Source organism: Streptomyces sp. NPDC001927 (genome assembly GCF_053594455.1).
The window spans coordinates 189915-212923 of the sequence record NZ_JBSFEN010000012.1 but is presented as its reverse complement, the minus strand read 5'-3'; the positions used below and the strand labels follow the sequence as shown (position 1 = coordinate 212923).

The following is a 23009-nucleotide window of genomic DNA, read 5'->3' as shown; positions in this document are numbered from 1 at the left end:
CCACGCTAGTAGTGACGTGGGTCACTCCGACACGGCATGGAAGGTGAATTGCCGGGCTCCACCCGGATGGGGTCAGGCGTCGTCGAGGCCGCGCTCTATGGCGTACCGGACGAGCTCGACGCGGTTGTGCAGCTGGAGCTTGCCGAGCGTGTTCTGGACGTGGTTCTGGACGGTCCGGTGCGAGATGACCAGGCGCTCGGCGATCTGCTTGTAGCTCAGGCCCTTGGCCACGAGCCGCAGCACCTCGGTCTCGCGCTCGGTCAGCTGGGGCGCCCCGGGCTCGTCGGCCCCGGGGGCCGGCAGCGGCTCGGAGGCGAGCCGGCGGTACTCGCCGAGGACCAGGCCCGCGAGGCCGGGCGTGAACACGGGGTCCCCGACGGCCGTGCGGCGCACCGCGTCGATCAGCTCCGCCGTGCTGGCCGACTTCAGCAGATAGCCGGTGGCGCCGGACTTGACCGCCTCCAGGACGTCCGCGTGCTCACCGCTCGCCGAGAGCACCAGGACCCGCAGGGCGGGGTTGGCGCCGACCAGCTCCTTGCAGACCTGGACGCCCGGCTTGGCGGGCAGGTTGAGGTCCAGGACGAGGACGTCCGGGCCCGCCGCCCCGGCGCGGCGCACGGCCTGCTCGCCGTCGCCCGCCGTGGCCACCACGTCGAAGCCCGCCTCGGCGAGGTCGCGGGCGACCGCGTCCCGCCACATCGGATGGTCGTCCACGACCATCACCTTGATCTGCCGCTCGATCCGCTCGTCGCTCATCGCGTTCCCGCCTTCCCCCGTGTGTCCCTCGGGACCTTCAGTTCCACTTCCGTGCCCTGGCCCGGTACCGAGATCAGCTCGGCCGTGCCGCCCAGGTCGCGCAGCCTGCCGCGGATGGAGAGGGCGACCCCCATCCGCCCCTCGCCCTCGGCCTGCGCGAGCCGTCCCTCCGGGATGCCCGGGCCGTCGTCCCGTACGGTCACGATCACCTCGTCGGGCCAGTCCTCGACCAGGATCCAGGCCTGGGCCGCGTCGCCCGCGTGCACCCGGACGTTGTCCAGGGCCGCGCCGACGGCGGAGGCCAGCTCGCGGGCGGCCTCCGGCGGCAGCAGGACCGGGGCGCCCGGGTCCGCGAGCGTGATCCGCGCCCCGGCGCGCGGCGCGAGCAGGGCCCGCAGATCGACCGGGGAGTCGTCGTCCGGCTCCTCGACGATCCGGACCATCGCCCCCTCAGACTCGTCCTCGGAGACCAGCGAGGGCCGGGTCAGCCCGCCGGCGACCAGGGTGCGCAGGGCGACCTCCTGCTCCCCGGCCATCCGGCCCAGCTCGGCGGCCTCTCCGCCCAGGGCGGTGCCGCGCCGCTGCACCATCGCGAGGACCTGCAGGACGCTGTCGTGGATGTCCCGCGCAAGGCGTTCCCGCTCCCGGGTCGCGGCCTCGATCTCCAGGGCGCGGGCGAGGGTGCGCTCGGAGGCCCGGGCGACCTCGACGACGTACCCGATGGCGATCGACGCGACCCAGACGAGCAGGACGTTGTGGAGGGTGTCCCGGGTGGGGTGGGCGCGCTCGATGATGTTGGCGACGGCGACCAGCGAGGAGGCGAACCCGGCCCAGCGCCAGCCGCCCTTGATCGCGTACGCGAGGACGGCCCCGGCGGTCCATATGGACGGCAGGGTGGGGCTGTCGACCGTGCGCGCCTGCTCGTCGGCGAGCGGGGTCAGCAGGATGCCGGTGAGGGCGATGGTGAGGTCCGCGACGAGGAAACGCTTGGTGCAGCCGGCCGCGTTGGCCACCTTAGGGAGCGTCGCCAGCGTCCAGACGCAGAGGAACGCGAGGAAGACGACGGCCACCCAGGGCCGCTCGTAGCGGTCCCGGCCGAAGACGAAGATCAGGACGGCATAGATCATCGTCAGGACGCGATACGCGGTGAGCGCACGCCACAACGGCTGCTCCACCGACATCCGCACGACACGCTCGCGCTTGGCCATCTCCCCCACCCCCCAGACGCCGCCTCCCCCAGCAGGGGTCAGGCGCCGGACTCTTCCCGTGCCGCGATCTCGGCCTTCACGGCCTCCTTGGCGGCCTTCTCGGCCTCCGCGATCTGACGCTTGGCGGCCGTCGCGTAGATGTCGACGTACTCCTGGCCGGACAGCTTCATGATCTCGTACATGACCTCGTCGGTCACCGAGCGCAGGATGAAGCGGTCCCCCTCCATGCCCTGGTAGCGGGTGAAGTCCAGCGGCTCGCCGATCTTGATGCCCGGGCGCATCAGCTTGGGCACGACCTTGCCGGGCGGCTGGATCTTCTCGGTGTCGATCATGGCGACCGGGATCACGGGCGCGCCGGTGGCCAGGGCCACGCGCGCGAGGCCGCCGGGCTTGCCCCGGTAGAGCCGGCCGTCGGGCGAGCGGGTGCCCTCGGGGTAGATACCGAAGAGCCCGCCCTTCTCGATGACCTCGATACCGGCCTTGATCGCCGCCTCGCCCGCGCCCCGGCCGCCGGAGCGGTCCACGGGGAGCTGGCCGACGCCCTTGAAGAAGGCGGCGGTGAGCTTGCCCTTCACACCGGGCGAGGTGAAGTACTCGGCCTTGGCGATGAAGGTGACCTTGCGGTCGAGGACGGCGGGCAGGAAGAAGGAGTCCGAGAAGGAGAGGTGATTGCTCGCGAGGATCGCCGGCCCCTCGGCGGGAATGTTCTCGAGGCCCTCCACCCACGGCCTGAAGGCGAGCTTCAGGGAGCCGCCGATGGAGAACTTCATTGCGCCGTAGATCAACTCGAGTACCTTCCGTGTGCCGTCGGACAGACCTTATCCCGCCTTTTCCCGCCCGCCCGCTCCGGTGCGGCCGAGGACGGGACACCTTCGTGGATTCGGACCTGGTCGGGTGTCGGTCCGGTCGCGTACCGTGAAGTCCTTCCCCTTTATGCCCTCGCTTCGTCGAAGCCCCGCCCTCCTCGAAGCCGAACCCCCTGAACAGGAGACCCCGGTGCCGGTCCTTCCTGGAGCCGAGCCGTACCGCCACGACGGCGGCAAGGTAGGCGTCCTTCTCTGTCACGGATTCACCGGTTCCCCGCAGTCGATGCGCCCCTGGGCCGAGTACCTGGCCGAGCGCGGGCTGACGGTGTCGGTGCCCCTGCTGCCCGGGCACGGCACGCGCTGGGAGGACATGCAGCTCACCACCTGGCACGACTGGTACGCGGAGGTGGACCGCGAGCTCCGGGACCTCCTCGCCCGCTGCGAGCAGGTCTTCGTCTTCGGCCTCTCCATGGGCGGGGCGCTGGCGCTGCGCCTCGCGGCCAAGCACGGGGACGCGGTGCGCGGTCTGGTCCTGGTGAACCCGGGCAACAAGGTGCACGGCCTGGCCGCGCACGCGCTGCCGGTCGCCCGCCACTTCGTCCGCTCGGCGCCGGGCATCGCGAGCGACATCGCCAAGGAGGGCTCGGTCGAGGTCGGCTACGACCGGGTGCCGCTGCACGCGGCGCACTCCCTGCGCCAGTTCTTCCGGACCGTGGACGCGGAGCTGCCCCAGGTCACGCAGCCGGTCGTGGTGCTGCACAGCCCGCAGGACCACGTGGTCCCGCCGGCCGACTCGGCGCGGGTGCTCAGCCGGATCTCGTCCACGGACGTCAAGGAGCTCCTGCTGGAACAGAGCTACCACGTGGCGACGTTGGACCACGACGCGGAGCGGATCTTCGAGGAGAGCTGGGCGTTCGTGGGCCGGCTCGCTCCGGACGTCGTCGGGGAGAAGGGGAGCACGAGCGGTGGCTGAGCAGCAGGACGGGGAGCGCGACCCGCAGCCCATCGACGAGGAGGCGGCCTGGGCCGCGATCGTCGCCGGGTACGGCGACGAGCCGGCGGACCCTCCGGGCGCGAAGCCGTTCCGGTCGGTGGAGGACCTGGCGCTCCCGGAGCCGGTGGACGGCGACGGTGAGGGCGCCGGTGACCCGGACGCCGACGAGGACGAGGACGAGGACGACGAGGAGGACGAGGACCGGGACGGGCCCGCGAAGCCCGCGCTCGGCAGCTCGATCGTCTTCGCGCCCGGCGTCGGTGTCGGTGTGGGCGGCGGCGGCCCCCGGGACTACGAGCTGGCCGACCCGGACGCCGAGCCCGACGAGACGGACGGGGCGGACGGGGACGGCAAGAAGGCCGGTAAGGCGAAGAAGGACGACGACGGCGAGGGCCACTTCGTCCCGCCGGAGCCCCCGCCGCTGCCGGAGGCGGACGCGACGACGAAGTTCGCGTGGCTGGGCGTGATCGGCGGCCCGGTGCTGCTGCTCCTCGCCGTCCTGCTCTCGTGGGACATGACGTGGTGGCTCACGACGGTGTGCGTGGGCGGCTTCCTGGGCGGCTTCGCGACGCTGGTCGCCCGGATGAAGCACGACGACGATGACGACGGCTACGACGACCCGGGGCGCGGCGCGGTGGTGTGACCGCGCCGCGGGTCCGGGCGCCCTGTCCGTGGACCGGCCGTACGGCTCAGGACGCCTGGAGCCGTACGGCGGCCAGGACCGGCAGGTGGTCGGTGGCCGCGCGCAGGTCCGCCGGGTCGAGGCCGTCGAGGTCCTGGGGGACGCCGCAGCCGAGGAACTCCACGCCCCGCGTCGCCAGGATCGCGTCGATGCGCTGGTGCGGGTCGTCGGGCGTGGAGGTGTACTCACCGCCCCAGGGGCTGATCTCCCAGCCGTCCTGGAGCTCCTTGGTCAGCCGGGTGAAACTCCGGCCGCCGGGGCGCTCGTTGAGGTCTCCGGCCACGATCACGTGCGGGGCGTCCATCCCGGCCACCCGGTCGAGGAGCATCCCGGACTGGGCGTACCGCTCCTCGCTCCGCAGGCTCAGATGGCAGCTGATCAGGCCGACCCGGGCGCCCGCGAACCGTACGACGGCGGTGGCGAGGCCACGCCGGTGGAGCCCGGGGGTGAGCGGCAGGAGCACGTCCTCGGTGCGTTCGACGGTGGCCCGCAGCGAGCACATCAGGAGCGGCCCGGCGGCGGTCGCGCCGCCGCTGAGCAGGACGAGTTCGCTCTTCGCGGCGAGCCGGGCCGCGTGTTTGCGCCAGCGGAAGAACCGGGGCGCCTCCTGGACGAAGACGAGGTCGGGCGCGCAGGCCCGGATGACACGGGCGAGGGCGTCCTCGTCGTCCCGCATCGAACGGATGTTGTAGCTCAGGACCCGGACGACGGCCGAACCGTCCGCCTCGGTGCGGGAGTTGGGCAGCGGGGTGATCGCCATGCCCTGCAACATACGACACCCGCCCGCCGCTCCCCAGGGGACGCGACGGGCGGGTGGGCGTACGACCACGCGATGGCTAGCCCTGGCGGGCCAGGTCGGCCGCGCCGACGAGGCCGGCCTTGCCGCCGAGCTGGGCGGCGAGGACCTGGGCGTGCGGGCGCCACTGGCCACCGATCAGCCAGCGGCGGAAGGACTTCCGGATCGGGTCGAGGACCAGCTCGCCCTCGTCCGAGACCCCGCCGCCGACGATGAAGGCGGACGGGTCGAAGAGCGACGCCAGGTCGGCGAGGCCGGCGCCGGCCCAGCGGGCCAGCTCGCGGAAGGAGTCGATGGCCACCGGGTCGCCCGCGCGGGCCGCCTGGCTGATGTGCTTGCCCTCGATGCCCTCGGGCGTGCCGTCGCCGAGGCCGAGGAGGACCTCGGCGCGCTCGGGCGTGGCGTTGGCACGCTGCTTGGCGTACCGGACGAGGGCGCGGCCGGAGGCGTACTGCTCCCAGCAGCCCTGGCTGCCGCAGCCGCACAGCAGGCCGTCCGGGACGACCCGGATGTGGCCGAACTCGGCCGCGACGCCGAAGCGGCCGCGGCGCAGCTTGTTGCCGATGATGATGCCGCCGCCGAGGCCGGTGCCGAGGGTGATGCAGATGACGTCCTCGTGGCCCTTGCCCGCGCCGAACTTGTACTCGCCCCAGGCCGCCGCGTTGGCGTCGTTCTCGACGACGACGGGCAGGCCGACCCGCTGCTCGACCTTGTCCTTCAGCGGCTCGTGCCGCCAGTCGATGTTCGGCGCGAAGAGGACGGTGGCGCGCTTGTCGTCGACGTAGCCCGCGGCACCGATGCCGACAGCCTCGATCTGATGGCCCTTGCCGGCCTCGGAGACAGCGGCGCAGATCGCGTCGACGATGCCTTCGGGGGTCGGCGGGGTGGGCACCTTGTGCGTGTCGAGGATGTTGCCCTCCTCGTCGACCACGCCGGCCGCGATCTTCGTGCCGCCGATGTCGACGCCGATGGTGAGTCCCATGTGTCCCTCAGTTTTCGGTCGAGCCCCGCTAGGGCCAACCGTACCCGAGGGGGCCACCCGTACTGATCAGTCCAGATCGATGGGGCGCCCGGGACCGGGCCCGTCGTCCTCGGACTTGGGGTCCTTCGGGGAGTCCTTCGGGGCGTCCTTGGGGGTCTCGTCCCGGCGTGGGTCGTTCGGCTCGTCGCGCGTCCAGCGGGTCTCGTGGTTCTCGACCGCCGAGCGGTAGGCGGCGAGCAGCTCGTTCCCGGCGGCCGCGAGGTGGTCGAAGACCTGCGGGTTGCGCTCGATGATCGGCTCGACGGCGGCCTTCGCCTGGTTGACGAACTGCTGCACGGTGCCCTGGGCGGCCATGCCCGCGAGCGGGCCGCGCAGGGTGGAGACCTTGTCGGCGACGGCGTCGAAGAGCTTGCGGAACTCCTCGGCTGCCGAGCCGGGCTCCGCGCCGGAGGCGGCGCGGCGGCGGGCCTTCTCGGCCTCCAGGTCCTCGGCGCACGCCTTGGCCCAGGCGTCCTGATCGCTCATGGCGTACTCCTTACGGCTTATACCGTCGACGGTACACGCCCTCAGGGGGCCTTCGGCCAGAGACCGGCGTCCGGGGCGAACCTGACCCTCAGATCGCCGTCGACGAGCCCCGCCCCGGCGACCGTGCAGCGGCGCAGGGCGGGCGGGAGCGGGACGTTGCGGCGGAACGGGCCGACGGCGAGGAGCAGTTCGTCGCCGCGCCGGACGAGGGAGAGCTCCTCCTTGACGGCGCCGGGCAGGGGGATGTGCCAGACGAGGATGCCGTCCTCGGCACGGCGGTCCTCGACCGTCCACGCGGGGGCGGGGGCGGGCTCGGGTTTCGTGTCCACGGCGAGCAGGGCGAGGTCCTCGGAGCCGCGCGGGTCCCGGCCGAGGTGCGGGAGGGCGTGGACGGCTCCGTCGTGTCCGGTACGGAGCCGGTCCAGGTGCTCGTGCTGCTGGGCGGTCAGGGCGGCGAACCAGGGGTCCTGGGACTCGGCGGGGAGCAGCTTGTTGGCGACGACGGTGTCGAGGGCGAGGCCGTGCAGGGCGAGCCCGAGGCGGGCGGTGCGCAGGGTCTCGGTCGCGGCGGGTCCGGGCTCGACGACCAGGCGTACGGCGGTGGTGGGGGCGTCGACGACGGCCTGGACGGCGGCGAGCTCGGCCTCCCAGCGGGCGGTCGTCTCGTAGAGCCACTGCGCGGGCATGGGGACGCCGGCGAGCTGGGCCAGCATGGGGCGCAGGGCGCGGGCGGCCTGCCGCTCGGGCGGCAGGAGGCGGCGGAGGTAGCGGCGGAGCTGCTCGGGCAGGGCGAGCAGCGCGATCGCGTCGAGCAGTGGGGGCAGGTCGACGACGACGAGGTCCAGGTCAGGCCGCGCGGCGGCGTCGCGCAGGGCGCGGAGCAGGGCGAAGGGGGCGCTGCCGGGGAGCTCGGTGAGCTCGGCGTCCTCGAAGGGGGTGGCGCCGAGGAGGTCGAGGGCAGTGGCGGAGCGTTCCTGCAGGGCGAGGAACTCCCGGCGGAAGTCGGCGGCGGGGGCGGGCCGGAGGACGTCCACCCCGAGCCCCTCGTCGGCGTCCGCCGAGACAAGCAGTACGCGCCGCCCGGCAAGCGCCTCGGCGAGCGCGGTGGCGGCGGCGACGGTACTGCGTCCGGCGCCCCCGGCCCCGGTGACAAGCAAGATCCCCATACGGCGCAACGTTACCGGCCGGAGGGGCCCCGGCCGCGGGCGACCGCCCCGATCCCGGGCCCGCGGCCTCGGGCTACTCGCCCGACTCGACGCGCTTCTTCAGGCCCGCAAGGGCGCGGTCGATGATGACCTTCTCGGCCTTGCGCTTGATCATGCCGAGCATCGGGATCTTGACGTCCACCGTGAGCTGGTACGTCACCTCGGTGCGCGTGCCGTCGCCGGCCGGGGCCAGCTGGTAGGAGCCGTCCAGGGCGCGGAGCATCTGGGACTTCACCAGCGTCCAGGAGACCTCGTTGTCACCGGTCCAGGTGTACGCCAGCGTGTGGTCGTCCTTGATCGCGCCCGCGTCGAGCAGCAGCCGGACCTTCTCCGCGCGGCCGGCCGCGTCCTTCTCCAGGACCTCGGCCTCCTTCACCTCGCCCGTCCACTCGGGGTAGCGCGCGAAGTCGGCGATGACGCTCATGACGTCGACCGGCGCCGCCTCGATGGTGATGCTCGAGCTGGTGTGTTCGGCCATCGTGGTGGCTCCTCCACTGTGCGGTCCGGCGGAAGTTCTCGCGGCACGAACGTGCCGACTCGAAGGCTATCGCGCCCTCACCGGCGCCCCGTCACCACTCCAGCGTCCACGGCCGGCCCGTCGCCGCGAAGTGACCCACGTTCACGCACTCCGTGCCCGCGACCCGCATGCGCCGGGCCAGCGGCTGGTGGACGTGACCGAACAGCGCGTACCGCGGCCGGGTGCGCCGGATCGCGTCGAGCAGGGCCCGGCTGCCGCGCTCGAAGCGCCGGGCGACCGTGTCGTACGTCAGTTCCGGGACGTCCGGCGGGATGTGGCTGCACAGCACGTCCACCGCACCGAGCGCCTCGACCTTCGCCGCGTACTCCTCGTCGGAGATCTCGTACGGCGTGCGCATCGGCGTGCGCAGCCCGCCGCCCACGAAGCCGAAGACGAGCCCGCCTATCTCGACCCGCTCGCCGTCCAGGACCGTGGTCCCCGGGCGGGCGTACTCGCGCCAGAGGCCCGGGATGTCGACGTTCCCGTACGTCGCGTACGTCGGGGTGGGGAAGGCCGCGAAGAGCTCTTCGTACTGGCGGCGCACCGCGCCCTCGATCGCCGTGTCGCGGTCGACGGCGAGCTCCGACCAGAGCCGCCGCCCCAGGTCACGGGCCTCGTCGAAGCGGCGGGCGGTGCGCAGCTCGACGATCCGGTCCGCGTTCTCCACGCCGAAGAGGTCGGGGAAGATGCCCCGGCTGTGGTCGGCGTAGTCGAGGAAGAGCACCAGGTCACCGAGGCAGACGAGGGCGTCCGCCCCCTGACCCGCCTTCGCGAGGGCCCCGCTGTTCCCGTGCACGTCGCTGACCACGTTGATCCTCATGCCGTCAGCGTAGGGGGTCGGACCTGCGGTTACTTCCGAGTCGTCAAAGCTGTGGACTACTGTGCGCGGAGCACCGCCACAGCTGTGTGACGCACGGAACATCTGACCAGGACCCCCTATCGGGAACCCAGTACTGATGGGTAACGTCCGGGCAGTCCAGTTGTGCTCACCCCACTGAGCACCTGCCCGATCTTGGACCGCACCGGTGCATTACACAGAGCCGTGGCGCCGGCGCCCGATGAGGAGCAGCAGTCTTGCGCGAGTTCAGCCTTCCGGCCCTGTACGAGGTCCCCACGGACGGCAATCTGACGGATCTCATCCGCCGCAACGCCACTCAGCACCCAGACACCGCCGTGATGGGACGCAAGGTGGCCGGCGTCTGGACGGACGTCACCGCCAAGCAGTTCCTCGCCGAGGTCAGAGAGACCGCGAAGGGGCTGATCGCGGCGGGCGTGGAGCCCGGCGACCGGGTCGCCCTGCTGTCCAGGACGCGGTACGAGTGGGTGCTCCTCGACTTCGCGATCTGGAGCGCGGGCGCGGTGACCGTGCCGGTGTACGAGACCAGCTCGCCGGAGCAGATCCAGTGGATCCTCGGCGACTCGGGCGCCACGCTCGCCATCGTCGAGTCGGCGGCCCACCAGGAGGCCGTGGTCTCGATCCAGGCGAACCTGCCCGACCTCAAGGGGATCTGGCAGATCGACGCCGACGCGATCGGGCACCTCGCGGGGACCGGCTCGGACATCTCGGACGAGCTCCTCGACCAGCGGATGTCGACCGCGCACGCGGACGACCCGGCGACGATCGTCTACACCTCGGGCACCACCGGCCGCCCCAAGGGCTGTGTCCTGACGCACCGCGCGTTCTTCGCGGAGTGCGGCAACGTGGTGGAGCGCCTGAAGCCGCTCTTCCGGACCGGCGAGTGTTCGGTCCTGCTCTTCCTGCCCGCCGCGCACGTCTTCGGACGGCTCGTCGAGGTCGCGTCCGTGATGGCGCCCATCAAGCTGGGCTGCGTACCGGACATCAAGAACCTCACGGACGAGCTGGCCTCCTTCCGGCCGACGCTGATCCTCGGTGTGCCGCGCGTCTTCGAGAAGGTCTACAACTCGGCGCGGGCCAAGGCCCAGGCGGACGGCAAGGGCAAGATCTTCGACAAGGCCGCGCACACGGCGATCGCGTACAGCCGGGCGATCGGCACCCCGCAGGGCCCGTCGTTCGGCCTGAAGCTCAAGCACAAGATCTTCGACAAGCTCGTCTACTCCAAGCTGCGGGCGGTGCTCGGCGGGCGCGGCGAGTACGCGATCTCGGGCGGCGCGCCGCTGGGTGAGCGGCTCGGCCACTTCTTCCGCGGGATCGGCTTCACGGTCCTGGAGGGCTACGGCCTGACGGAGTCGTGCGCGGCGACCGCGTTCAACCCGTGGGACCGGCAGAAGATCGGCACAGTCGGTCAGCCGCTGCCGGGCTCGGTGGTGCGGATCGCCGACGACGGCGAGGTGCTGCTGCACGGCGAGCACATCTTCTCGGGCTACTGGAAGAACGAGTCGGCGACGGCCGAGGCGCTCGCCGACGGCTGGTTCCACACCGGCGACATCGGCACCCTCGACGAGGACGGCTACCTCGCGATCACCGGCCGGAAGAAGGAGATCCTGGTGACGGCGGGCGGCAAGAACGTCGCCCCCGCGGTCATCGAGGACCGGATCCGGGCGCACGCGCTCGTCGCGGAGTGCATGGTGGTCGGCGACGGGCGGCCGTTCGTGGGCGCGCTCGTCACCCTGGACGAGGAATTCCTCGGCCGCTGGGCGAGCGAGCACGGCAAGCCCGCGGGCTCGACGGCGGCGACGCTGCGCGACGACGCGGAGCTGCTCGCGGAGGTCCAGCGCGCGGTGGACGACGGCAACGCGGCGGTGTCCAAGGCCGAGTCGGTCCGGAAGTTCCGCGTCCTGCCCGCGCAGTTCACCGAGGAGGCGGGCCACATCACGCCGTCCCTGAAGCTGAAGCGGAACGTGGTGGCGAAGGACTTCGCGGACGAGATCGAGGCGATCTACCGCGCCTGACGCGGACCCCACGACATGAGGAGGGCCCCTCGGTGCACCCGCACCGAGGGGCCCTCCTCACGTCTCCTACAGCAGTTCCCTCAGGCGCTCCGCCAGGAGGTCCCAGCGCCAGCGGTCCTCGACCCACTCGCGGCCCCGGGTGCCCATGCGCCGGCGCAGCTCCGGGTCGAGGAGGAGGGTCGCGATGCGGTCGGCCGACTCCTCCGGGGCGTCGCCGCGCACCACCCACCCCGTCTCGCCGTCCAGGACCGCGTCCGGCGCCCCGCCCGAGTCGCCCGCGACGACCGGGAGCCCGGTGGCCGAGGCCTCCAGGTAGACGATGCCGAGACCCTCGACGTCCAGGCCGCCCCTGCGGGTGCGGCAGGGCATCGCGAAGACGTCACCGGCGCCGTAGTGGGCGGGGAGCTCGGCCCACGGCACGGCCCCCGTGAACCGTAGGGAATCGGCCACGCCGGTCTCCGCGGCGAGCTTCCGCAGGTCGTTCTCGTACGGCCCGCCCCCGACGATCAGGAGCACCGTGTCCGGCACTCGGCGCAGGATCTCCGGCAGGGCCCTGATCAGCGTGTCCTGGCCCTTGCGCGGGACGAGCCGCGAGACGCACACGACCACGGGGCGGTCGCTGAGCCCGAGCCGTTCCCGTACCGCGTCGCCGCCCGAGCCCGGGTGGAAGGTCTTCTCGTCGACGCCCGGCGGCAGCTGGACCATCCGCCCCGCGGCGGCCGGGGTGAGCGCGCCGGCGATCCGCGAGCGCGTGTACTCGCCGAGGTACGTGAGCGTGTCCGTGCCCTCGCCGATCCGGCGCAGCAGCTGCCGCGCGCCGGGCAGCTGGGCCCAGCCCGCCTCGTGGCCGTGCGTGGTCGCGACGAGCCGCCGCGCGCCCGCCCTGCGCAGCGCGGGGCCCATCAGGCCGAGGGGCGCGGCCGCCCCGAACCAGACCGACTCGCAGCCGTGCTCGCGCAGCAGCGCGGTGGCCCGGGCGGTGACCCGAGGTGTGGGCAGAAGCATGGTGGTGCGGTCCCGGACGACCGTGAAAGGCTGTTCGGCGTCGAACGCGGCGGTCGCCTCGATCCCCTCGCGGCTGCGCTTCCAGGTGGAGGCGTAGACCACGACCCGCTCGGGATCCAGGCGCAGCGCCATGTTGTGCAGGAAGGCCTGGATTCCACCGGGTCGGGGCGGGAAGTCGTTGGTTACGATCAGGGTCTTGTGCATCGTCGCCGAATGTACGTGACGGCACCCCCCGCCCGGCAACACCACCCTCCGCCCGCGCGGACCGAACAGACCGACCGACGGATTGGACGAGTCAGGAATGACGGGCGTACTGGGTACGGCTGCCGAGCGCGCGAGAAGGAACCCCGATCTGGTCTGGGCGGTCACCCGGATCGTCCTGCTCCTGTGCGTCTTCAAGGTCCTCAGGGTCCCGGGGCCCGACGTCACGAGCGACATCGACCAGATCTACCGGGGCTGGTTCGAGGTCCTGAGGACGGGCACGTACCCGCTGGACGACGTGACCTGGCAGTACCCGCCGCTCGCCGCCGTGGCGATCCTCTCCCCCGCGCTGCTGCCGTTCCTGGACTACGCCGCCGCCTTCTTCGTCCTCGCCTTCCTCTGCGACGCGCTGGTCTACGGGCTGCTGCGGTACACGGGCCGTCGGCAGGGCCGCAGCCCGCGCGGGGCGTGGATCTGGATCGCGGGCGTGCCGCTGCTCGGCCCGACCGCGTATGCCCGGTACGACCTGATGGTCACCGCCGTCGCGGTGGCCGCGCTGCTCGCCGGGGCGCGGCGGCCGGGCGCGCTCGGGGCCCTCGCGGGCTTCGGGGCGATGCTGAAGGTCTGGCCCGCGCTGCTGCTCGCGGGCACCCCGCGCGGCCGCGCCACGTTCCGTTCGTGGCCCGCGGCGGCGGGCGCCGCGGCGGGGCTGCTCCTGCTGTGCGTGCTCGCGGCGCCGGGGGCTCTGGCGTTCCTGAACTTCCAGCGCGACCGGGGTACGGAGGTCGAGTCGCTGGGCGCCCTGGTCTTCCATGTGGCCCGGCACTTCGGCTGGGACGGCGAGGTGCGGATGAACTACGGCTCGATCGAGTTCCTCGGCCCGTACGTCTCCTCGGTCTCCACCGCGGCCATGGCGCTGACCTTCGCCGCGTTCGGCTGGCTGCTGGTGTGGCGGATCCGGGCCCGGGCGTTCGCGACGTCGACGACGGCGGACGCGGCGTTCGTGGCGGTGCTGCTCTTCACCACGACGAGCCGGGTGATAAGCCCCCAGTACATGATCTGGCTGGTGGGCCTGGCCGCCGTGTGCATGGTCCACCGGGCCAGCCGGATGCGCCGGCCCGCGCACCTGGTGCTGTGGGCGACGGCGGTGACGCAGCTGGAGTTCCCGGTCTGGTTCTCGCACGTCACGGACAGCGATCCGCTGGGCGTCGCGCTGCTGCTCGTACGGAACGGGCTGCTTGTCGTCGCGTCGGTGTCGGCCTGCCGGATCCTGTGGCGGCAGACGGTGACCGAGCCGCGCCTGACCCCGCTGTCGATCCCGGCCCAGCGGGAGCCGCTGCGGTCGGCTACCCCAGCCTCTGCCGCAGGTACGTCCGCCAGTCGTCGGTGAACTCCTCCAGGGTGGTGCCGAGGACCTCGGCGAGCGCCTTCTCCACGGCGCCCTCGCGCTGCGGGTGGGCGCCCACCGCGCGGTAGAAGGCCCGGAGTTCCGCCTCGCCCCAGCGCTCCGCGATCATCGCGCACGCCAGCCAGCCGCCCTCGTAGGCGCGGGCCAGGGCGTCCGAGTCGCCGCCGAAGGCGAAGGCCTTGTCGTCCGGGAGCGCCGCCGGCAGGTCGCCCGCGCGGACCGCGCGGCGCAGCTCCGGGGCCGCCTGCGCGGCCGTGCGGCCCGTCTCGCGGTACCCCACCCAATCGGCGAGGCCCTCGGAGAGCCAGACCGGGGTGGCCGCGGAGGTCGCGGCGCGGGTGGCCACGTGGGTGGTCTCGTGGGTGAGGACCACCTGCTGCCCGAACTCCCCGAGCACGCCGTACGCCTCGGGGTTGACGATCACCCGGTCCGCGGGCGCGTCCGGGCCGCCGCCGACCTCCCCGGTCGTGACCGCCGCTATCCCCCGGTACGAGGCCGCGGGGGCCCCGAGGAGCCCGCCCATGCCGTCCAGCGTGGCCGGGACGAGGACCACGACCCTGCGGGCCCAGTCCTCGGGCCAGGCCGCCGAGACCGCGGGCACCGCCCGGTCCGCGTACGCCGCGATCGTCTTGAGGCGCTCCTCCGACTGCCCGACGCCGAGAACGAGGCTGTGCTCGCCCCGTACGGTCTCGACGTCGCCCTGCTGCCAGAGCTGCTGGGTGGCGCCCTCGGCGGGCCGGTCGCCGGTCACGTACCAGCGGCCTTCCCGCTCAGTGAGGTCCAGGACGCGTTCGGTGGTGACGGGCCCGGAGTCGTAGCCGTCGATCCGGTAGCTCAGCTCGGCGCGGACCGTGGCCCGGTCGCCGCCCGCCCGGTCCCCACCCTGCCGCTCGACGGCCTTGAGCCGGTAGCCCCAGGAGGCGAGCGGCACCTCGGCGAGCCGGTCGAACTCGGCGATCGCGGCGGGCGCGTACGTGGGGTCGAGGGCCACGGCGTAGGCCGCCTCGTCGCGGGCGAGCAGCGCCCGCGCGTGCCGGTCGAGGAGCGCGCCGATCTCCTGCGGCGCGGAGTCGGTCGGTTCGGGGGCCGCGCACCCGGCGAGCACGAGCAGCGCCGTCAGCAGACAGGCCGCCGCCCTTCGCCCCGCACCACGTCCCTGACCTGCCACGCACCCGATCGTACGGGCAGGCGGATGGACAGGTGTCCGGTCAGACCCGCGTCACCGTCACGTGGGACATCATCACCACGGGGTCGTAGCGCACCCGGGCCCCGGGATAGGGGGCGTGGATCACCTGGCCGTTGCCCGCGTAGATCCCGACGTGGCTGGCGTCGCCGCGGTACGTCACGAGGTCGCCCGGCTGCGCCTGGGAGAGCGGGACCTGCCGGCCGGCGTACCGCTGCGCCTGCGAGGTCCTGGGCAGGCTGATCCCGGCCTGCCGGTACGACCAGACCATCAGGCCCGAGCAGTCGAAGCCGGAGGGGCCGGTCGCGCCCCACACGTAGGGCTTGCCGATGGCGCTGCGGGCGGCGATCACCGCGGCGGCGGCCCGCGAGGAGGCCGGGCCGAGGTCGGCGAGCGGCGGCAGCTCCTCGAGTCCGTCGCGGCCCGAGCGGGAGGCCCGGCCCTCGAAGTCCGCGCGCTCCTCGGCCGTCAGGGACTGCAGCAGCCGGCGGGCCTCGGCGAGCTTCCGCTCGACGGTGCGTTTGTGCCGGCCGACCTGGGTGCGGCTGATCTCCAGCTCGGCGAGGAGCCGGGTCGCCTCGGTCCGTTCCTGGTTCAGCCGGCGTTGCTCGTCCTTGAGCCGGCCGAGCTCCAGGCCCTGCCGCGCGGCCACCCGGTCGAGGACGGAGGCCCGTTCGAGATACGAGTCCGGGTCGGCGGAGAGCAGCAGGGCGAGGGCCGGGTCGATGCCGCCGGAGCGGTACTGGGCACCGGCGACCGAACCGAGCGCGTCCCGCATGCGGTTGACGCGCTCCTGGCCGCGCGCCACGCTGTCCCGCGCCTGGGCGACCGTCCTGCGCAGCCCGTCCGCCCGCTCGTCGGCCTTGTTGTAGCCCTCGGTGGCCTGTTCGGCCTCCTCGAAGAGCCGGTCGACCGTGGCGCGCGTCGACTCCGGGGTGCCGACCGGGTCGGCGTTCGCGGGGACGGCGCCGAAGGCCGTGGCGGCGGTGGCCGCGGCGGCGGTCAGGACGGTGACCCTGGCGGGTCGTCGGTGGGACGCCACGTATCGCGCTCCGTTCGGTGTTGCCCGGGCTGGCGCGGCAGACAGTAGCCGGTGATCACTCGCCGTCCAACGAAGCTCTCGGGCACGCAAAGTGACGCCCCACCGGAGACCACAAGGTCACCGGCGGGGCGTCACGTCAGCGAAGGAGGCGACAATCCACCCGATTGGGCGTCAGGTCGCGGGAGTCGGGCGCGTCAGATGCGCACGCCGAACTGGAAGGTGCCCATGTAGCTCATGGACTCGTAGCGGACCACGGCACCCGGCTTCGGCGCGTGCAGGATCGTGCCGTTGCCCGCGTACAGACCCACGTGCGAAAGGCCGTTGAAGAAGACCAGGTCGCCCGGCTTGAGCTGGCTGCGGCCGATCTTCACGCCGTCGTTCTGCTGGGTGTACGTGGTGCGGGTGAGCTTCACGCCGGCCTGGCGGTAGGCCCACTGCGTCAGACCGGAGCAGTCGTACGAGTTGGGGCCCTCGGCGCCGGAGACGTACGGCTTGCCGAGCTGGGTGGCGGCGGCGCTGAGCGCGGCGGCACCACGCTGGGAGGCCGGGACCTCGTTGCCGAGGTCGACCCGCTCGCCGGCGGCGCGGCTGGCGCGCTGCTCGTCCTGCTGGATCTTGGCGCGCTCGGCGGCGGTGAGGGTGTTGAGCAGCTTGCGGGCCTCGGCCAGCTTGCCCTGGTAGCTCTTCTTCTTCTCACCGAGGGTCTTGCGGACGTCCTCGAGGTCGGCGAGCTTCGTCGTCGCCTCGGCGCGCTGCTGGGCGAGCGTGCGCTGCTTGGACTGGATCGACTGGAGCACGTCGGCCTGCTTGGCGCCGAGCTGGTCGATCGCGGACGCCTTGTCGAGGTAGGTGTCCGGGTCGGAGGAGAGGAAGAGCTGGAGCGCCGGGTCGATGCCACCGGAGCGGTACTGCGCGGAGGCGACCGAACCGATGCTGTTGCGCAGGGTGTTGAGCTCCTGCTGGCCGCGGGCCACCTTGTCCTGGAGGGTGCTGATCTCGCCCTGGAGCTTGCCGCGCCGCTCGTCGGCCAGGTTGTACTGCTCCGTGGCCTCTTCGGCCTCGTGGTTGAGCTTGTCGACCTTCGACTTCACATCGTCGATCTTCGGCTTGGGAGCCGCCTGGGCGCCGGTCTGGGCGGTGAGCGCAACGGCAGCGGCGGCGGTGACGCCGAGCACGGTCACACGGGTGCGGCTCGGCTGCTTGGGTCGACGGTGGGACGCCACGAAGGCGAGCTCCTCTTCCTCGAGCCGCCCAACCGAGGTGCGTCAGGCGGTTCCTCCGCTGACATCCCGGATGGATGATCAACCGCGCGAAGGTTCGAGGCCCGACCCTAGTGACCATCTTGTGATCAGTTCAAATCCTCATGGGCAAAATCTCGCTCACAGGGCACATTATTTACACGCACCACACGGGCGGTAATGGGCACTTGACCCTGCGCCCTCCAGAATTCGGGCATTACGCCCAGGACTTGCGATCCGTCACGACATGCGCGAAAGCCGCTTCAGCAACAAGGCGGACGCGACCGGCCGCGCACCGGCCTTGGCGACCCCGTCGGCCACCTCGCGGTCGGTGGAGACGACCACGACCGGACGGCCCGGCGGCTCGGCGCGGACCAGCTGGCGGATCAACTCGTCGGCCGTGACACCCGGCTTGGAGAACAGCACCCGCACCCCGCGCGGCGGCGCGAGGAGGACCGGGGCGGCCAGCTCGGCCCCGTCGAAGACACAGGTGACCTCGGCGCCCGAGCGGGCCGCGAGCGCGGAGAGCCCGCCGAGCAGCCGCAGCCGCTGCTTCTCCAGCGGCATCGTCGGGTAGCCGGTCTTGGTGACGTTGTAGCCGTCCACGACCAGATGCGTCTGTGGCAGCGCGAGGAGCTGGTCCAGGAGCGCCGGGTCGGTCTCGGAGAGCGCGCGGGCCGCGATGTCCTTCGGGGACATCCGGCCGGGCTCCACCGCGTCGACGGTGTCGGCGGGGTGCACGGAGACGGGCGGCAGGGCCAGTTCGCGCCGGAGCCCCTGGGCGGCGTCGAGCACCGTGTCGAGCAGCAGCCGCAGCCGCATGTCCTCGACCGAGCGCCCCTCGCGGGCGGCCCGGCGGCTTGCCTCCAGGGCGGCCTCGACCTCACCGAGCCGGGCCTTGAGCCGGCGGGTCTCGCTCTCGGCGGCCGACACCTGCGCCGCCGCCTCCGACCTGATCGTGTCGACCTCGGCGTGGGTCCTGCGCAGGGCGGCCTCGCCGCGCTTCACATCGCTCTGGGCGCTGCGCAGCTTGCGGTGAAGCGATTCGGCTTCCCTGCGGGCCGCCTCCAGATCGTGGCGCAGCTGCTCGGTCTCCGCGCGGCCGCGGTCCTTGGCGGAGGCGACCTCCTCGCGCAGCCGCTCCAGCTCGCGCCGGCCGGCCTCGTCGGCTCGCTCGGCGTCCGCCCGCTGGGCCTCCTCGCCGGCGGCGGCGACCAGCTTGACCCAGCCGGTCGGGCGCAGCACATAGGCGGCCGCGGCGACGTCGACGGGGTCGGCGGCGGCCGGCGGGGCGCCGGTCTCGACGGCCCCGGCCAGCTCGGGCTGCGCCTCCTTGAAGCGCTCGCCGATCCGCTGCCGGAAGAGCGGATCGCTCTCCAGGGCGGCGGCCATGGCGTTGCCGGCGAACTTGGCCCGCCGGCTCGCGGTGAAGCGGGCGTACTGCCGCAGGGGTGCCGGAAGTTCGGCGACGGTCAGCCCGCCGAAGGCGTCCGAGACCAGCGCGACGACCCTGCGCCGTACGCCGTCAGGCAGCGGGCGGTCGAGCGCCTCGGCAGCGTCACCTGCCGCGCCGGCCGGCTCTCCACCGTGCGCGGGCTGCTCCACGATCCGTCACCCCATTGTCATTCGCACCGCTCCGTCAGGAGGCGCTGCCGGGCCTGTCCACCAGTTCGATCTGGTCCACCGCGTTGCACCAGCGGCAGCGGACCGACTCGATGGTCTCACTGACCACCTCGCGCTCCTCCACCTTCGGCTCACCCGCGAGATCCAGATGGACGTACTCGACGACCTTGGAGGAGCGGGTCACATCGAACCGGGTGAGGTTGCCGCAGAGGGTGCAGCGCCAGCGGGTCTCGGCGGTCGGCAGGGGAACCGTCGTCATCGTGCCGTCCTCTTTCATTGCGTGATGCGGGTGCGGGTGCCGCGGTGCGCCGTCGAACTGCGGAGGTACAACGCGTAACCCTACGGCCTTGCGGGTACCCCGTGTCGCGGCGAGGCACTCTGTCCAGGTCGGCACCGTTACGCCATGATCTGTCCATGATCGATTGGCGGCGGATCGACTGGCGGCGGACGGCCCTCGACACCTGGCGGGGCGCCCGGACCGGCCCCTCGGTGACGTACGCCCTGATCACCGCCTGCTGCGTGGTGTTCCTGATCAGCCCGGTGTCGGGGCTCAATCCCGTGTACGGGACCGGGGACGCGGCCCTCGCGGCGCAGAGCGCGTACTTCCACGACTGGGGCGTCGTACCGGCCGAGCTGATGGCCGGCGGGCCGCCGCGCACCCTGCTCACCCCGCTGACCGCCCTCTTCGTCCACGGCAGCTGGCTGCACCTGCTGGGGAACATGCTCTTCCTCTACGTCTTCGGCGCGATGACCGAGGACCGGATGGGCCCGCTCGCGTTCGGCCTCTTCTATCTGGGCTGCGGCTATCTGGCGCTGCTCGGCTACGCGGCGGCGCACGCGAGCAGCGAGCAGACGCTGGTGGGTGCCTCGGGGGCGATCTCGGGGGTGCTCGGCGCGTTCCTGTTCCTCTTCCCCCGCACCCGCGTGACCAGCCTCTTCCCCTTCCTGCTCTTCCTTCCGCTGCGCTTCCCCGCCTGGATCGTGCTCGTCTTCTGGTTCGTGCTGCAGTGGCTCGCGGCCCGCGCGGCGGGCGCGGGCCCGGGCGTGGCGTATCTGGCCCATGTGGTGGGCTTCGCCGTCGGCTTCCTCTACGCCTGGGGCCGCTACCGGGGTGGGGATACAGTGAAACCCCCAGCCGCGGCGACCGAGGGAGAAAGCCAGCCGTGATCACCGCGATCGTGCTCATCAAGACCAGCGTGGACCGCATCCCCGAGATCGCGGAGTCGATCGCCTCGCTCGACAGCGTCAGCGAGGTCTTCTCGGTGACCGGTACGTACGACCTGATCGCCATGGTCCGCGTGCCCCGGCACGACGACCTGGCGGACGTCATCCCCGGCCGGATCAGCAAGATCCCGGGCGTCGAGGCGACGGACACGCACGTGGCGTTCCGTACGTACTCGCAGCACGACCTGGAAGCGGCCTTCGCCATCGGCCTGGAGTCCTGACGCCCTCTGCGGAGACGCTCCCGGCGAGGACGCCCTCGAAGATGAAGGAATCCTCATCGGGGCCTCATCCTCGCCGGCGCCCGCGCGCGCGAGCCTGATCGCATGTCCTTCACCCATCGCATGGCCACGCTCGCGGCCGTCGTCGCCATCCCGCTGGGGATAGCGGCGACGAGCTACGCCCTGACCGACGAGCCCGAGGCTCCCCGGGTGCCGCCGGCCGTGGAGCTGAGCTCCACGCCGAGCCCAGGCACGACGGGCACGCCGACGACCAGCGGGACGCCCTCCACCCCGCCGCCGTCCGACGCCGTGGTGCCCGGGCCCTCGGCCACCGGCGACGACGATGACGACGTCCGTGACGAGGGCTGAATACCGGGTGTCCGCCCGCGTCCGCATCCTGCTCTGGCTGCTGCTCGTGATGGCCGTGGCCCTGGCGGCCGTCGCCGTGGCCACCCGCTCGATCCTGCTGCGGGACGTGGACCACCGGATCAACCAGCTCCTGACCCAGGAGACCGGGGAGTTCGCCAACTTCGTGGCGCAGGGCCTCGACCCCGCGACGGGCCGCCCGTTCACCGATCCGGACGCGCTGCTCCGCGTCTTCCTGCAGCGCCAGTACTCCGACCCCGACGAGGAACTCCTCGGCCTGGTCGGCCCGTCGGGCCAGGGGCTCCGGGTCATCCGGCAGTCCCGTGAGCTCCCCGCCTCCGTCGCCCTGCACCGCGACCGCCCCTCGCTGGACGCCATCGCCGCCTCCGGGGCCTCCTCGGGACGGCTCGACCGCGCGCGCGGCGAGGTCCGCTGGGCGAAGGTGCCGATCAGGAGCGACGCCGCACGCGGGGCGGCCTTCGTGGTCGCCTTCCACGCGGACCGCGAGCGGGCCGTCGCCGACGAGGCGTTCCGCGCGCTGCTCGCCATATCGGGCGTGGCGCTGCTGATGACGACCGGGATCGGCTGGGCCGTCGCGGGCCGCATCCTTGCACCCGTACGAGTGGTACGCGCGACCGCCGCCGAGCTGACCGAGCGCGATCTGACCCAGCGGATCCCCGTGCAGGGCCGGGACGACATCGCCGCGCTCGCCGAGACCTTCAACGCGATGCTGGACCGGCTTGAACAGGCGTTCGCCGGGCAGCGCCAGTTCGTCGACGACGCCGGGCACGAACTGCGCACGCCCATCACCATCGTGCGCGGCCATCTGGAGCTGATGGGCGAGGACCCGGCCGAACAGCGCGAGACCGTACGGCTCGTGACCGACGAGCTCGACCGGATGAGCCGGATCGTGGAGGACCTGCTCCTCCTCGCCAAGGCCGAACGGCCGGACTTCGTCCGTACCGAGCCCGTCCAGCTCGCCGAACTGACCGCCGACGTCTTCGTGAAGGCCCGCGCCCTCGGCGAACGGGACTGGGTCCTGGACGGGGTCGCCGACCGGGCGGCCGTCCTCGACCCGCAGCGGATCACCCAGGCCATGGTGCAGCTCGCGCAGAACGCGGTCCAGCACACCGTCGCCGGGCAGCGGATAGCGATCGGCTCGCGGGCGGTCGAGGACCGGATCGAGCTGTACGTCGCCGACGCGGGACCGGGCGTCCAGGAGCAGGACGCCGACATCATCTTCGAACGGTTCCGGCGCGGCACCGCCCGCCGGGGCGCCCGGACCGGCGGCGCCGGGCTCGGGCTCTCCATCGTCCGGGCCATCGCCGAAGGCCATCGGGGCGGGCGCGTCGAGCTCCGCCCGACCGAGGGCGGCGGAGCCACCTTCGTCCTCGTCCTCGACCTCCAGGAGTCGCCGTGAACCGCATTCTGATCGCCGAGGACGAGGACCGGATCGCCTCCTTCGTGGAGAAGGGGCTGCGCGCCAACGGCTTCACCACCACGGTCGCCGCCGACGGTGACACCGCCCTCGCCCGGGCGGTCTCCGGCGGCTTCGACCTGATGCTCCTGGACATCGGGCTGCCCGGCAGGGACGGCTTCACCGTGCTGCGGGAGCTGCGCGAGGCCCGGGTGACGCTGCCCGTCATCGTGTTGACGGCCCGTGATTCGGTACGGGACACGGTGGCCGGCCTGGAGGGCGGCGCGGACGACTGGATGACCAAGCCGTTCCGCTTCGAGGAGCTGCTGGCCCGGATCCGGCTGCGGCTGCGCACCGCCGCCCGCACCCCCGAGGTGACGGTGCTGCGCGGCGGCGAGGACCTGAGCCTGGACCTGCGGACCCGACGGGCCAGGTCCGGGGAGCGGACGGTGGATCTGACGGCCCGTGAGTTCGTGCTGCTCGAACTCTTCCTGCGCCACCCGGGCCAGGTCCTGTCGCGGGAGCAGATCCTCTCCCACGTCTGGGGCTACGACTTCGACCCCGGCTCGAACATCGTGGACGTGTACGTCCGGGCGCTGCGCAAGAAGCTCGGGGCGGAACGCCTGGAGACGGTACGGGGCATGGGGTACCGCATGCCGTAGCGAGCGGGCCGCCGCCCGCATGAACCTTCCTTCATGGCGGGCTCATGGGCGGCTCACCCCCCGCTCGGAGAGTGGTTCTC

24 protein-coding genes are annotated in these 23009 nt (G+C 72.7%); 9 read left to right on the top strand and 15 right to left on the bottom strand.

The genetic code is table 11. The features are described 5' to 3' along the window. Window positions 1–72: 72 nt before the first annotated feature. Genes ACWCO8_RS30500 through ACWCO8_RS30490 form a run of 3 tightly spaced genes read right to left on the bottom strand, consistent with a single transcriptional unit; the run spans window position 73 to window position 2734 of the window. Window positions 73–756, bottom strand: coding sequence for a response regulator transcription factor (locus ACWCO8_RS30500; protein WP_362013362.1), 684 nt, complete (start codon window positions 754–756; stop codon window positions 73–75). Beyond that, window positions 753–1964: a MacS family sensor histidine kinase gene (macS, locus tag ACWCO8_RS30495; protein WP_451034962.1), complete on the bottom strand. Its 1212-nt coding sequence runs from the start codon at window positions 1962–1964 to the stop codon at window positions 753–755. Before macS ends, ACWCO8_RS30500 begins: the two co-directional genes overlap by 4 nt. 38 nt (window positions 1965–2002) lie before the next feature. Continuing rightward, window positions 2003–2734, bottom strand: coding sequence for a lysophospholipid acyltransferase family protein (locus tag ACWCO8_RS30490; RefSeq protein ID WP_362013609.1), 732 nt, complete (start codon window positions 2732–2734; stop codon window positions 2003–2005). 226 nt (window positions 2735–2960) lie between these two features. On the opposite strand from ACWCO8_RS30490, the gene ACWCO8_RS30485 reads away from it, so the two are divergent. Then, window positions 2961–3743, top strand: a complete 783-nt coding sequence (locus ACWCO8_RS30485; RefSeq protein WP_362013365.1) for an alpha/beta hydrolase — start codon at window positions 2961–2963, stop codon at window positions 3741–3743. After that, the gene (locus tag ACWCO8_RS30480; RefSeq protein WP_451034961.1) at window positions 3736–4407 is read left to right on the top strand and encodes a hypothetical protein; all 672 of its coding nucleotides are present in this window, start codon (window positions 3736–3738) and stop codon (window positions 4405–4407) included. The genes ACWCO8_RS30485 and ACWCO8_RS30480 overlap by 8 nt, the downstream gene beginning before the upstream one ends. Window positions 4408–4453: 46 nt before the next feature. On the opposite strand, the gene ACWCO8_RS30475 is transcribed toward ACWCO8_RS30480, so the two are convergent. The 6 genes from ACWCO8_RS30475 to ACWCO8_RS30450 all read right to left on the bottom strand — a co-directional run bounded on the left by ACWCO8_RS30475 (window position 4454) and on the right by ACWCO8_RS30450 (window position 9291). Further along, window positions 4454–5206 carry an endonuclease/exonuclease/phosphatase family protein gene (locus tag ACWCO8_RS30475; protein ID WP_451034960.1) on the bottom strand — a complete coding sequence of 251 codons (753 nt, stop codon included), beginning with the start codon at window positions 5204–5206 and terminating at the stop codon, window positions 4454–4456. A gap of 76 nt (window positions 5207–5282) precedes the next feature. After that, window positions 5283–6224: an ROK family glucokinase gene (locus ACWCO8_RS30470; RefSeq protein WP_362013370.1), complete on the bottom strand. Its 942-nt coding sequence runs from the start codon at window positions 6222–6224 to the stop codon at window positions 5283–5285. Window positions 6225–6290: 66 nt separating this feature from the next. Then, the gene (locus tag ACWCO8_RS30465; protein ID WP_451034959.1) at window positions 6291–6749 is read right to left on the bottom strand and encodes a DUF5304 domain-containing protein; all 459 of its coding nucleotides are present in this window, start codon (window positions 6747–6749) and stop codon (window positions 6291–6293) included. A gap of 41 nt (window positions 6750–6790) precedes the next feature. Next, complete coding sequence (locus ACWCO8_RS30460) at window positions 6791–7915, bottom strand: ArsA family ATPase (protein WP_451034958.1); 1125 nt, start codon at window positions 7913–7915, stop codon at window positions 6791–6793. 73 nt (window positions 7916–7988) lie between these two features. Next, window positions 7989–8432 (bottom strand): SRPBCC family protein, encoded by a 444-nt coding sequence (locus tag ACWCO8_RS30455; RefSeq protein WP_451034957.1) that lies wholly within the window; start codon window positions 8430–8432, stop codon window positions 7989–7991. Window positions 8433–8523: 91 nt separating this feature from the next. Beyond that, complete coding sequence (locus ACWCO8_RS30450) at window positions 8524–9291, bottom strand: metallophosphoesterase family protein (RefSeq protein ID WP_362013377.1); 768 nt, start codon at window positions 9289–9291, stop codon at window positions 8524–8526. Window positions 9292–9545: 254 nt separating this feature from the next. Here ACWCO8_RS30450 and ACWCO8_RS30445 point away from each other — a divergent pair, with 254 nt between their 5' ends. Beyond that, entirely contained in the window at window positions 9546–11342 is a 1797-nt protein-coding gene (locus ACWCO8_RS30445; RefSeq protein WP_451034956.1) for an AMP-dependent synthetase/ligase, read from the top strand. A gap of 66 nt (window positions 11343–11408) precedes the next feature. On the opposite strand, the gene ACWCO8_RS30440 is transcribed toward ACWCO8_RS30445, so the two are convergent. Next, entirely contained in the window at window positions 11409–12551 is a 1143-nt protein-coding gene (locus ACWCO8_RS30440) for a glycosyltransferase family 4 protein (RefSeq protein WP_451034955.1), read from the bottom strand. 97 nt (window positions 12552–12648) lie between these two features. Here ACWCO8_RS30440 and ACWCO8_RS30435 point away from each other — a divergent pair, with 97 nt between their 5' ends. Beyond that, window positions 12649–13938: a glycosyltransferase 87 family protein gene (locus tag ACWCO8_RS30435; protein WP_451034954.1), complete on the top strand. Its 1290-nt coding sequence runs from the start codon at window positions 12649–12651 to the stop codon at window positions 13936–13938. Here ACWCO8_RS30435 and ACWCO8_RS30430 read toward each other — a convergent pair. The 5 genes from ACWCO8_RS30430 to ACWCO8_RS30410 form a co-directional block, all read right to left on the bottom strand. Continuing rightward, window positions 13895–15124, bottom strand: coding sequence for a hypothetical protein (locus ACWCO8_RS30430; protein WP_451034953.1), 1230 nt, complete (start codon window positions 15122–15124; stop codon window positions 13895–13897). The two genes, ACWCO8_RS30435 and ACWCO8_RS30430, sit on opposite strands and share 44 nt — an antisense overlap. A 40-nt stretch (window positions 15125–15164) precedes the next feature. Continuing rightward, a complete protein-coding gene (locus ACWCO8_RS30425; RefSeq protein WP_362013384.1) occupies window positions 15165–16181 on the bottom strand; it encodes a C40 family peptidase in 1017 nt (338 codons plus the stop codon). A 194-nt stretch (window positions 16182–16375) separates the two neighbouring features. After that, window positions 16376–17404: a C40 family peptidase gene (locus ACWCO8_RS30420; protein ID WP_362013385.1), complete on the bottom strand. Its 1029-nt coding sequence runs from the start codon at window positions 17402–17404 to the stop codon at window positions 16376–16378. A gap of 255 nt (window positions 17405–17659) precedes the next feature. Next, window positions 17660–19024: an NYN domain-containing protein gene (locus ACWCO8_RS30415; RefSeq protein WP_451034952.1), complete on the bottom strand. Its 1365-nt coding sequence runs from the start codon at window positions 19022–19024 to the stop codon at window positions 17660–17662. Window positions 19025–19058: 34 nt separating this feature from the next. Next, complete coding sequence (locus ACWCO8_RS30410) at window positions 19059–19301, bottom strand: hypothetical protein (RefSeq protein WP_362013389.1); 243 nt, start codon at window positions 19299–19301, stop codon at window positions 19059–19061. 155 nt (window positions 19302–19456) lie between these two features. Between ACWCO8_RS30410 and ACWCO8_RS30405 the strand changes: the two genes are divergently transcribed. The 5 genes from ACWCO8_RS30405 (at window position 19457) to ACWCO8_RS30385 (ending at window position 22929) form a co-directional block, all read left to right on the top strand. Further along, window positions 19457–20209, top strand: a complete 753-nt coding sequence (locus ACWCO8_RS30405; protein ID WP_451034951.1) for a rhomboid family intramembrane serine protease — start codon at window positions 19457–19459, stop codon at window positions 20207–20209. Further along, window positions 20206–20487, top strand: coding sequence for an Lrp/AsnC family transcriptional regulator (locus ACWCO8_RS30400; protein WP_362013392.1), 282 nt, complete (start codon window positions 20206–20208; stop codon window positions 20485–20487). The genes ACWCO8_RS30405 and ACWCO8_RS30400 overlap by 4 nt, the downstream gene beginning before the upstream one ends. A 102-nt stretch (window positions 20488–20589) precedes the next feature. Continuing rightward, window positions 20590–20853 (top strand): small hydrophilic protein, encoded by a 264-nt coding sequence (locus ACWCO8_RS30395; protein WP_451034950.1) that lies wholly within the window; start codon window positions 20590–20592, stop codon window positions 20851–20853. Further along, window positions 20828–22270: a sensor histidine kinase gene (locus ACWCO8_RS30390; RefSeq protein WP_451034949.1), complete on the top strand. Its 1443-nt coding sequence runs from the start codon at window positions 20828–20830 to the stop codon at window positions 22268–22270. The genes ACWCO8_RS30395 and ACWCO8_RS30390 overlap by 26 nt, the downstream gene beginning before the upstream one ends. Next, window positions 22267–22929, top strand: coding sequence for a response regulator transcription factor (locus ACWCO8_RS30385; RefSeq protein WP_362013397.1), 663 nt, complete (start codon window positions 22267–22269; stop codon window positions 22927–22929). Before ACWCO8_RS30390 ends, ACWCO8_RS30385 begins: the two co-directional genes overlap by 4 nt. Window positions 22930–23009: the final 80 nt, after the last annotated feature.